The organism is Bradyrhizobium retamae (genome assembly GCF_001440415.1).
GTDB lineage: Bacteria > Pseudomonadota > Alphaproteobacteria > Rhizobiales > Xanthobacteraceae > Bradyrhizobium > Bradyrhizobium retamae.
Map to the genome: position 1 here is coordinate 1 of NZ_LLYA01000005.1, position 9,770 is coordinate 9,770.

9 protein-coding genes are annotated in these 9,770 nt (G+C 63.4%); 6 read left to right on the forward strand and 3 right to left on the reverse strand.

The window, feature by feature from the left end; translation table 11 throughout:
• Positions 1-118 precede the first annotated feature (118 nt).
• From CQ13_RS03440 to CQ13_RS03460, 5 genes are all read left to right on the forward strand, one after another.
• The gene (locus CQ13_RS03440; protein WP_057841631.1) at positions 119-1,357 is read left to right on the forward strand and encodes an FAD-binding protein; all 1,239 of its coding nucleotides are present in this window, start codon (positions 119-121) and stop codon (positions 1,355-1,357) included.
• Positions 1,354-2,664 carry a glycolate oxidase subunit GlcF gene (glcF, locus tag CQ13_RS03445; protein ID WP_057841632.1) on the forward strand — a complete coding sequence of 437 codons (1,311 nt, stop codon included), beginning with the start codon at positions 1,354-1,356 and terminating at the stop codon, positions 2,662-2,664. The genes CQ13_RS03440 and glcF overlap by 4 nt, the downstream gene beginning before the upstream one ends.
• 218 nt (positions 2,665-2,882) lie before the next feature.
• Positions 2,883-3,242, forward strand: coding sequence for a hypothetical protein (locus CQ13_RS03450; RefSeq protein WP_057841639.1), 360 nt, complete (start codon positions 2,883-2,885; stop codon positions 3,240-3,242).
• A gap of 427 nt (positions 3,243-3,669) precedes the next feature.
• Positions 3,670-4,659, forward strand: a complete 990-nt coding sequence (locus tag CQ13_RS03455) for a TorF family putative porin (protein ID WP_057841633.1) — start codon at positions 3,670-3,672, stop codon at positions 4,657-4,659.
• A 73-nt stretch (positions 4,660-4,732) separates the two neighbouring features.
• Positions 4,733-5,245: an HPP family protein gene (locus CQ13_RS03460; RefSeq protein ID WP_057841634.1), complete on the forward strand. Its 513-nt coding sequence runs from the start codon at positions 4,733-4,735 to the stop codon at positions 5,243-5,245.
• Between the two features lie 23 nt (positions 5,246-5,268).
• On the opposite strand, the gene CQ13_RS03465 is transcribed toward CQ13_RS03460, so the two are convergent.
• Positions 5,269-7,011, reverse strand: coding sequence for an ABC transporter ATP-binding protein/permease (locus CQ13_RS03465; protein ID WP_057841635.1), 1,743 nt, complete (start codon positions 7,009-7,011; stop codon positions 5,269-5,271).
• A 260-nt stretch (positions 7,012-7,271) separates the two neighbouring features.
• Here CQ13_RS03465 and CQ13_RS03470 point away from each other — a divergent pair, with 260 nt between their 5' ends.
• Positions 7,272-7,685 carry an META domain-containing protein gene (locus tag CQ13_RS03470; RefSeq protein ID WP_057841636.1) on the forward strand — a complete coding sequence of 138 codons (414 nt, stop codon included), beginning with the start codon at positions 7,272-7,274 and terminating at the stop codon, positions 7,683-7,685.
• A 13-nt stretch (positions 7,686-7,698) separates the two neighbouring features.
• Here the strand turns inward: CQ13_RS03470 and CQ13_RS03475 are convergent, their stop codons facing one another.
• Together CQ13_RS03475 and CQ13_RS03480 are read right to left on the reverse strand one after the other, a co-directional pair.
• Positions 7,699-8,289: a hypothetical protein gene (locus tag CQ13_RS03475; RefSeq protein ID WP_156433472.1), complete on the reverse strand. Its 591-nt coding sequence runs from the start codon at positions 8,287-8,289 to the stop codon at positions 7,699-7,701.
• A 191-nt stretch (positions 8,290-8,480) separates the two neighbouring features.
• Entirely contained in the window at positions 8,481-9,680 is a 1,200-nt protein-coding gene (locus tag CQ13_RS03480; protein ID WP_057841638.1) for a hypothetical protein, read from the reverse strand.
• Positions 9,681-9,770 lie beyond the last annotated feature (90 nt).

Consider the following 9,770-nt stretch of genomic DNA (forward strand, 5'->3'; position numbering starts at 1 on the left):
TCACCCCTCTCCCCAACCCTCCCCCCTTGCGGGGGAGGGTTGGGGAGAGGGGTGAGCCGCGGGTACTGACGGGAGAGATGCGGAGACCCCGCTTCAGCATGTGCAGTTCAGGTGCGCCGTGGACACCTTGAGAGTGCGTGACGCCAAAGACGTCGAGGAGGTCGTGCGGGCGGCGATCGCCGGCGAACAGCCGCTTGAGATCGTCGGCCATGGCACCAAGCGTGGCATCGGCCAGCCGATGGCGACCAACGCCGTGCTCGATGTGTCGGCGCTGAACGCCGTCAGCGCCTATGAGCCGAACGAGCTGATCATCACGGTGCAGGCCGGCGCCCCGCTCGCCGACGTGCAGTCGCTGATCGATTCCAAGAACCAGCAATTCGCCTTCGAGCCGATCGATACGTCGGCGCTGACAGGCATATCCGGCAACGGCACCATCGGCGGCATGATCGGCTCGGGTCTCGCCGGTCCGCGCCGTATCAAGGCCGGCGGCGCCCGCGATCACCTGCTAGGCGCGCATGCGGTGTCCGGCTTCGGCGACAGCTTCAAGACCGGCGGACGGGTGGTGAAGAACGTCACCGGCTACGATCTCTGCAAGCTCCTGACGGGGGCATGGGGCACGCTCGCTGTCATGACTGAGGTCACGCTGAAGGTGATGCCGAAGCCTGAGAGCGAGCGCACGCTGGTGCTCGCAGGCCTCGACGATGTGGCCGCGAACCGGGCGATGACCGCAGCACTCGGCTCGCCGTTTGACGTCTCGGGCGCGGCGCACCTGCCGAATTCGGCGTTCCGTCCTGCGACCGGCGCGCCTGCGGATTTTGCCTCTCAGGGGCGGGCGGTCACGCTATTGCGGCTTGAAGGCATCGCAGCTTCGGTCGCGGATCGCGCCGCTTCGCTGGGCAAAGCGCTTGCGCCGTTCGGGTCAGTGGAAATGCTTGAGGACGCTGCCTCGGCAACACTCTGGAGTGCGATCCGTGACGCCGAGCCCTTCGCCGCAAGCGGCGCGCTCGGCGCCTGGCCGGTGTGGCGGATCGTCTGTCCGCCGGCATCCGGCAGCGCGCTCGGGCAGGCGCTGGCGCGCGAGACCGGCGGCGACGTGATCTATGATTGGGGCGGCGGCCTGATCTGGGCGGCCTTGCCGCCCAAGCCGGATGCGCAAGCGGCGATGGTGCGTCAGCGCGTCGAGGCGGCCGGCGGCCACGCGTCGCTGATCCGCGCGTCCGAAGAGATCAGGCGAAATGTCGACGTCTTCCATCCGCAATCCGGCGGCATCGCTGCGCTGAGCGAGCGCGTGCGCCACAGCTTCGATCCGAAGATCATCCTCAACCGGGGCCGGATGGTGAGGGTATCTGCGTCATGAAAACTGAATTCTCACTGGCCCAGCTCGCCGATCCCGATATCGCCGAAGCCGACAAGATCCTGCGCGCCTGCGTGCATTGCGGCTTCTGCACCGCGACCTGCCCGACTTACGTCCTGCTCGGCGACGAGCTCGATAGCCCGCGCGGGCGGATCTACCTGATCAAGGAGATGCTGGAAAAGGACCGCCCGCCGACGGCGGAGGTGGTCAAGCATATCGACCGTTGCCTTTCCTGCCTGGCCTGCATGACGACCTGTCCGTCCGGCGTGCACTACATGCACCTGGTCGATCAGGCGCGGGTCCGGATCGAGCGCGACTTTTCGCGGCCGTTGACCGAGCGGGCCTTGCGCGCGGTGCTGGCGCTGGTGCTGCCGCGGCCAGAGCTGTTTCGCGCCAGCATGATCATGGCGCGGCTCGCCCGCCCGTTCGCGGCCCTGCTGCCGGCGAAAGAGGCCGCGACCCCCGGGCTGATGCGGCGGATCAAGGCGATGCTGGTGCTCGCGCCGAAACGCCTTCCCCCGCCGGGACCCTCGGGCGGCAGCGTGTTTCCGGCCCAGGGCGAGAAGCGCGGGCGGGTCGCACTATTGCAGGGCTGTGCCCAGCAGGTGCTGGCGCCGCGCATCAACCAGGCCGCCATCAATCTCCTGACGCGCCACGGCATCGAGGTCGTGCTGGTCAGGGACGAGCAATGCTGCGGCGCGCTCACCCATCACCTCGGGCAGGACGGCGACGCGCTGGCGCGGGCCCGCGCCAACATCAAGGTGTGGAAAAAGGAGGCGGAACAAGGCGGCCTCGACGCGATCCTGATCACGGCGTCGGGCTGCGGCACGGTCATCAAGGACTATGGTTTCATGCTGCGCGAGGATCGCGATTTCGCTGGCCCTGCAGCGCAAATCTCTGCGCTGGCAAAGGATATCACCGAGTATCTCGCCGGCATTGCGCTCACGCCATCGAGCCAGAAAGGCGACGTAACGGTGGCCTATCACTCGGCCTGTTCGCTGCAGCATGGACAGAAAATCACAGGCCTTCCGAAAGAATTGCTTTCCAAGAATGGATTCGTGGTGAAAGATGTACCTGAGAGCCATTTGTGTTGCGGTTCGGCGGGGACCTACAACATTCTCCAGCCCGACATTGCGAGCAGGTTGCGCGATCGAAAGGTCGCCAACATTGCGACAGTCAAACCGGACATGATCGCTGCAGGCAATATTGGGTGCATGGTGCAAATTGCCGGCGGTACGTCAGTTCCTGTGGTGCACACGATTGAGCTTCTCGATTGGGCGACGGGAGGTCCCAGGCCAGGATTGAATTGATCGATCGGCCCTTGGGCATGATCCGGAAGGCCTGCTCCGCGGCTCGACAGCGGATCGGCATCCGGTTTTCCTCGGGGCAGGCGCGCGCTAAGCGTCTCGCCCGGAGATCATGCCCAGACAAGGATGGAGCGGGAGGGCACTTCGAAGAAGTGTCGCCCCGGTCTAGCCTGCGGACTATCGAAGCGCTCGACATGGACAGGCGCAACAGGAGGACCACGATGGCGAAGAAGAGTAAGAAGGCGAAGAAGGCTAAGAAGGCCAAGAAGGCCGTAGCGGCGAAGAAGAAGTCCGCCAAGAAGTCGGCGAAGAAGGCTGCCAAGAAATCAGCGAAGAAGGGCGCCAAGAAGTCGGCGAAGAAATCCGCCAAGAAGGCGGCCAAGAAGTCAAAGGCCGCACCGAAAAAGGCTGCAAAGAAGAGCCCGGCCAAGAAAAGGAAGGCGGCTGCCAAGCCCGCCGCTCCCCAGCCGCAGCCGGCGATGACAGAGCCCGAACCGGCGCCTGCGCCGAGCTGGGCTTCTCCGGAGCCGTCCAACCCGTCATGGGGATCGGGCTCCTCCAACGGCGGCGATCAGCACTAGCTCGCTTGCCGAGACCGGATATCGAGACCGGATATTTCGAGAGGCCGCAGCGTCCCACCCGCTGCGGCCTTTTTATTGGGACTGGCCGAAAGGACTGGTGAAGCGACCGAACCGGTGTTTTCACGGGGAGGTTGATTCGTGAGAGCCGCTCTCCGGTGTGTCACCGGTGCCGCGGTTTGCCGGTTCCGTGCGCCGCCGGGCAATCTGGAAACCCGTAAAATTGTTGTGAGAATGCAACACCGGCCGAGAACATTTCTGGGAACGTCCCAAACGCCTAAAAAGGCGGCACGTGCTTGACTTTTTTGCTTCACGACCATGACGCCGCGGCCCAGTCTGTGACCACGTTAAGACATTTGGCCGCAGTCGGTTATCGCTTGCCCGGGGGGGCGCCGGAGCTGGACTGTCAAGAAGGGTGATGGGGATCGATATGAAGAAAGTGGCTTTGTTAGCAACGGCGCTGGCAATGGTGTCCGGTTCGGCTCTCGCTGCGGATATGCGGGTGAAGGCCGTCAAGGCGCCGCCGCCGGTCGCGTTCGATCCCTGGGATTTCGCCTTCGGCGCCGGAATCACCAACGACTACATCTTCCGCGGCATCACCCAGTCCAACCACAAGCCGTCGGTCAACGCCTATTTCGAGCCGCGCTACAACGTCACCAAGGACGTCCAGCTCTATGTTGGCCTCGGCGCTGCAAGCATCTCCTTCCCCAACCGTGCCGCGGCTGAAGTTGACGCTTACGGCGGTGTCCGCGCGACGTTGGGTGCCTTCGCCTTCGACGTCGGTGCTTGGGGCTACATCTATCCGGGTGGCACCTGCCACTACGGTGCGGCAACTGACACGGCCGGCGTCCCGCTCAGCCTCGAATGCCAGACGAATGCCCTGCTCAACGGCAACGTCATCAAGAAGGACCTCAGCTTCTTCGAGATCTATGGCAAGGTGAACTACACCTTCAACGACAACTTCTCGCTGGGCGGCAATGTCTATTATACGCCAAGCTTCCTGAACACCGGAGCCGAAGGCACCTATGCCTCGATCGTCGGCAAGGCGATCGCGCCGAGCGCATGGTTCGGCGCCAGCGGCATCGGCATGTATGTGTCGGGTGAGTTCGGCCGTCAGTGGCTCGGTACCTCCGACTCCTTCTACGGCGTGGCCGCGTTCCCGAACGGCATCAACTATGCCGATTATAACACCTGGAATATCGGCATTGGCTTCACCTACAAGGTCTTCACGCTGGACTTCCGCTACTCCGACACCAACCTGTCGCAGGGTGATTGCAACGCCTTCACGAGCGACCATACCGCGACGTTCAACGGCAGCTTCACGCCAATCAATCCAAGTGGCGTCGGCTCCAAGTGGTGCGGCGCGGCCGGCATCGTCAAGCTCTCGGCTGACCTGACCGCGATGACCAACCTGAAGTAAGATCTTCCTGTCGAAGACGAGGGGGCGGCAGAGCGATCTGCCGCCCCTTTTCTTTTGTGAAAGGCTGTGTCGGATGAAACGGGATTGGCGGCGCGTGGCGTATCGGGCGATCTCCCGCAACGATCACCGCAATGTTCTCGCCGGCGCGGTCGCGGGCCTCGGCGGCGCGATTGCCATCGGCGTCATGGAGTGGTTTTCGTTCGCCGCGCATTATCCGCTCGCGGTGATTCCGTTCGCCACCTCGATCGTGCTGGTGATCGGATCGCCTGATGTGGCGCCGGCGCAGCCGCGCGCCCTGATCGGCGGCCACGTGGTGTCGGCCTTGGTCGGCCTGATCGTGCTGAAGCTGACGGGACCGCAGGCCTGGGCAGCGGCCGCCGCCGTCGGCCTTTCGATCCTCGCGATGTACGTCACCGGGACCTTTCACCCGCCGGCAGGCATCAATCCGCTGCTGGTAGTCTCAGGCAATCTGCCCTGGACGTTCCTGCTCGCGCCAGTGCTGGCCGGCGCGCTGCTGTTGACCGCCTTCTGTTATCTCTGGCACCGCTGGGTGCGCCGCCAGCCATGGCCGCAGCGCTGGCTGTAGGGAAGGGATGATCCGCGCTACGGCTACGACGCAGCGGCGCTCTTGCTGTCCTGAAGCGCGAAGCCATCTCCTGCTCGGGCAAGCACGACATTGCGATCATGGAAGACATTGAGCGTCGAACGATGGCCGATCGAGACGATCGTGGTCGCCGGCAATTTGGCCTCGAGCAGGCGATACAGCGCCGCCTCCGAAGGTTCATCGAGCGAGGCCGTCGCCTCGTCGAGGAACAGGTATTGCGGCACATGCAGCAGCGCGCGTGCCAATCCAAGTCGCTGCTGCTCACCAAGCGACAGCGTCCGATTCCAGTGCCCGTGTTCATCGAGTTGCGACGCGAGCTTCGGCAGCCCGACCAATTCGAGTGTTTGGCTGATCTGTGCAGGCGTGAACGCGCCTTCCTTGGCCGGATATTCGACCGCCGCCCGTAGCGTTCCCGTCGGGAAATACGGCCGCTGCGGCAGCATCATCAATGTCGCCCCGGCGGGCACCGCGATCGAGCCGGAGCCGAACGGCCAGATGCCGGCGATGGCGCGGAACAGCGTGGATTTGCCGGAGCCGGACGGGCCGGTGACCAGCGTGCGCTCGCCTTTGCGCAAGCTGAACCGGTCCGCATTCACCAGCGGCGTTCCGTTCGGCAGACGCAGCGTCAGGCGCTTCAGATCGATGGCGCCTTCGCCCGCCTTGACGACATGAATTCGTTCGCTGCGGGTTGCCAGTTCTCCCGCCGCCACTATCCCAGCCTCGAACCCGTCGAGACGGTTGACCACGGCCTGCCACTCGGCCAACTGGCGATAGATGGTGATGAAAAACGACAGCGCACCCTGCACGTTCGAAAACGCCGATGCGGTTTGCATCATGCCGCCGAGCTGAATCTTCTCGGCGAAGTAGGCCGGTGCCACCAGCACATAGGGAAAGACCACTGAAGCCTGATTGTAGCTCGCCGTGAATGCCGTAATCTTCTTGGTCCGGCTCATGATGCCGAGCCAGTTCTCCACCACGCGTCCGAAACGAACGAGCAGGCGCTCACGCTCGGCCTGCTCACCGTGCAGCAGCGCGATCTGCTCGGAATTTTCGCGCACACGTACCAGGTTGAACCGAAAATCCGCTTCATATTGCTGCTGCCGGAAATCGAGGCCCACCAGCGGCCAGCCGATCAGATGCGTCAGGATGGTGCCGAGCACCGAATAGATCAATGCGCCCCAGACCAGGTAGCCTGGGATCGCAAAGTCCTGACCAAACAGATGCAGCGGCGCGGCGTTCGAAAGCCCCCATAGGATGCCGACAAAGGATGCTAGCGTAACGATCGAGTTCAGCAATCCCAGGCCAATGTTGAGCGTGCGATCGACGAACAGCTTGACGTCGTCGGTCATGCGCTGGTCGGGGTTGTCGGCCGCGTCGCCCTGAAGCTGCATCCGATAATGATTGGCCTGATGCAGCCAGTCACCGAGATATTGCGCGGTCATCCAGCGCCGCCAGCGGATCTGCAGCCATTGATTGAGATAGAGCTGATAGACCGCCAGCACGACAAAGATGCTGACAACGACGCAGAAATAGATGATCTCGCTGACGAAGGAATCCCAGTTGCGATCCTGCAGCGCGTTGTAGAAGCGGGCATTCCATTGATTGATCAGGACGTTGATGCCGACGATCGCAAGCTCGATCGCGATGACCGCAGCAAGCAGGCCACGGCCGGCCCATTTGTCTTCGGAACGGAAATAGGGCGCAGAGATGCGCCATACGGCGGCGAGCGTCGAGCGAATGTTTTTCACAGATTGCCGTCTCCGGGGAGGGCCTCAAAGGCCTGAAAAATCGGGACAATTGGTGATTTTACGGGGCTAGGCCACACGGGGTGCCGCGGTCAGCGTTGGCGTGTCCGGGTGTTGAAGTCAACCCTGGCATCGCGGGCCGGGAGACCACTTCGCGGGGATGTGAGTGATTTCGGCAGTGCCGAATTCGCCGTGCCGGGCAGCTAGCCAATCACATCGTTGTTCAATAGAACGACGCGCGGTGTTGGACGTTGAGAGGTTGCATGATTTCATTCGCGCGCATGTCGAAGCCGGCGGCATCGATTCTGCTGATCACCGCCGCACTTCATCTCAGCCCGGTCAGGGCCGAGAACGGCTTTCCGTTCGGCTCGGAAATGACACTCGACGTGGATCGTCAGCGCGGGTCGAAGCGGATTCCCAATCTCGAGATCGGCGACAAGGGCGAGGTGGTCCTCGAACTCTGGTGCAAGGGCGGCAAGGGCCAGTTTTCGGTGGCTGGCAATACCGTGATCTTCGTTCCCGGCGCGATGGAGAACCGGCCCTGTCCACCGGATCGCGCGCAGCAGGATGATGAATTGGTCGCGGCACTTGCCGAGGCCGGCACCTGGAAGCGGCAGGGCGATTTCGTATCGTTCATCGGCGCAAAGACGCTGCGCTTCCGCATCAACACGAACTAAATCGGAAGTTCGGTCAGGGCGTCGCAATCAGGCCGCTGGCGGTGGCAACGACCCAGCGGCCGCCCCAGCGCACGATCGATTCTACGCGTCCGATTCCGGGAATGGTGTCGCCGCGTGCGGCCATCCTGATACCGTCGGGGCCTTCGAGAACGGCGGTGCCATCCCGAACATCGACAACCGTCCAGCCGGAAATGGTGGTCGGCTTCGTTTCCGGCGCCGCCACCAAAGGCTGCGGCCGCATCGCAATCGGCGAGGGGCTCGCATTTGCCTGGGAGGCCGGGCCCGCAGACGGGCGTGCACCGGCCGACAACACGGCGGACGGCTTCGGAATGCTTCCGACGATGGCGGGCGAGTCCGAGGTGGATGCGGTCTTCCGGGTGCCTTCGACCTTGCCGCTCGACCGTGCTTCAGCAATGCGCGGCGAGGGCGCTTCCTTCTGCGCAACCGTTTCAAGGCCGAGCGGGCCTGCCAACTCGGGCCAGCTCAGGCCGCCGGCCCATCCGAGCCCAAAGCTTCCCGCCAGGGCCGCGGTGACCAGCAACACGTTGCGCGCCCGGTCGCGAAATGACTCCCGCACCACCAATACGTCATCGCGATCGGGCACGAGAAAATCCCACGAACCCGCCGGCTGCTCCGGCCCTCGGCCGTCAACCACATTCCCCGACAAGATGCTTTCAACGCTACTCGGCTCGCGGTCTTGCATGGTGTGACCCAGGTTCAGCTAGCCGATGATGTTCCTTTAAACTGAATCGAATCTTAACGATCGGGCTCCGTAACGTGCTCGTCTGTCACATTCTACTTCCACACCGAATTGTCGGCGTCCCAGCGTTGGCCCTTGAACTCTTTCGCCAGCACCTCGACCGCACCATTGTCGTCCTTCGGCTCGCCGCCTTCCTCGTCGCCGGTGGATTCTTCCGACAAATTCAGTTTTGGGCCGGGGCCTTCATCTGCGGTCGTGATCACCGGGCTCGAGATCCACAGCATCAGCCGATCGGTGGCGCCCGGCTTATCCGGCGAGACCAGCGCGGTGACCTCGACATTTTCGGTCAGCGCGAGCGCGGGATAGATCGGGCTCGGCCGCTTGAAGCTCAGCGTCAGTTTCCCGGTGTTGGCGTCCCACTCGGCGCCCGCGGCCTTCGCGGCGAGCGTTTTCGCGAGCACGCCTGAAATGGCAGACGCGATCTTGTCCCTGTTGATCTTATCGCCGTCACGCCAATCGGCTGCGGCAAAACGGATGGTGCGGTCCATCTCGACAGAGCCGCTGGTCCATCCCGCCGCGACCACGCCCGGCATCGATTTGGCCTTCGCAATCAGCGCAGCCGTGCGCTCCGGATCGGCCGTGAGGTTGATGGTCTGCTCGCCGGCGCGCAGCGCATCGCAGGAGACCGAAAGGCTGGAAAGCCCGACTTCGACGGCCTCTCCCTTCAAGCTCTTGAGGAAATCCAGCGCCGCATCGAGCTTGACCCGCACGCCGATGGCTTCCGGCGAGACGTCGGTAAAATCCTTCGGCGCCGGCGTGATGCCATCGTCGCTGGTCTGGTTGTCCAGAAATTCCTTCTCGCTGAGATCGGAATTGTCGGTCGAGGTCACTTCGGTCACGGTCTGGCCGATGCTGATCTGGCCGCGGAACTCGAAGGTGTCGCCGACAGGCTTGCGCAGCAGCCTGATGGTGACCGGCTGCCTTTCACCGAGGCTCTGCGTGGTGCCGGTCAGGTTCTGGCCGCTGATGGTGAGGTTGGCGACGAAGCGGTCCTTGCGGTCGGCGCCCTTCGCGGCGGGGTAGCAGACGTCGAGGGTAGCCGCGATGACGTTCTTGCCCTGGCGGGTTTCCTTCAGAATGACATCGGCATTGCCGTCCATCAGCCCGTCGATCGCGGTGAAATAGCGCGTCTCGGTCGCGCCCGGCGCCGTCTTGGAGGGGAGTTTCATTTGAGCGAAGGCGAGGTGTGGGGAGGCCATCACCAGACCGAGCAGGAGAAGAGGGAGCGCGCGCATGTGAAGTTCCCTGAGACCACAGAATCGGAAGACGCCCTAGGGTCTGTTGGGATTCATCGCGAGTTTATCACGGCAGCGGCGAGGTGGATC

What these genes read in the sequence shown, in the direction of transcription:
- glcF (WP_057841632.1), top strand. Translation starts at nt 1,354, where the DNA reads ATGAAAACTGAATTCTCACTGGCCCAGCTCGCCGATCCCGATATCGCC.
- CQ13_RS03450 (WP_057841639.1), top strand. Translation starts at nt 2,883, where the DNA reads ATGGCGAAGAAGAGTAAGAAGGCGAAGAAGGCTAAGAAGGCCAAGAAG.
- CQ13_RS03455 (WP_057841633.1), top strand. Translation starts at nt 3,670, where the DNA reads ATGAAGAAAGTGGCTTTGTTAGCAACGGCGCTGGCAATGGTGTCCGGT.
- CQ13_RS03460 (WP_057841634.1), top strand. Translation starts at nt 4,733, where the DNA reads ATGAAACGGGATTGGCGGCGCGTGGCGTATCGGGCGATCTCCCGCAAC.
- CQ13_RS03470 (WP_057841636.1), top strand. Translation starts at nt 7,272, where the DNA reads ATGATTTCATTCGCGCGCATGTCGAAGCCGGCGGCATCGATTCTGCTG.
- CQ13_RS03480 (WP_057841638.1), bottom strand. Translation starts at nt 9,680, where the DNA reads ATGCGCGCGCTCCCTCTTCTCCTGCTCGGTCTGGTGATGGCCTCCCCA.